The organism is Terrabacter sp. 01T434, from assembly GCF_056398545.1.
In genome coordinates, this window is sequence record NZ_JBFTPP010000046.1 from 1 (window position 1) to 360 (window position 360).

A 360-nucleotide genomic window follows, 5' to 3' on the forward strand; every position below is an offset into this window, starting at 1 on the left:
GGCGCCGACGGTGGCGCGGGGGTCGGGGATCGCGCCGGAGTCGGTCTCGTCGATGAGGGCGGCCTCGGCAGCGGCCTCGGCGGGGGTGGCGGTGTCCTCGAGGGCGGCGAGGTAGTGCTCGGCGTCGAGGGCGGCGGCGCAGCCGGAGCCGGCCGCGGTGATGGCCTGGCGGTAGGTGTGGTCGACGAGGTCGCCGCAGGCGAAGACGCCGGGCAGGTTGGTACGCGTGGAGCGGCCGTCGACGAGCACGTAGCCCGCGTCGTCGGTCTCGACGACGCCCGTGACGAGCTCGTTGCGGGGGTCGTGGCCGATCGCGACGAAGAGACCGGTGATCGCGAGCTCGCGGGTGTCGCCGGTGAC

1 protein-coding gene is annotated in these 360 nt (G+C 75.3%); it reads right to left on the reverse strand.

The window, feature by feature from the left end; genetic code table 11:
- Positions 1 to 360 (reverse strand): NAD(P)/FAD-dependent oxidoreductase (locus tag AC1DIW_RS21930; RefSeq protein WP_478110939.1); only part of this gene is annotated, 360 nt, incomplete at both ends.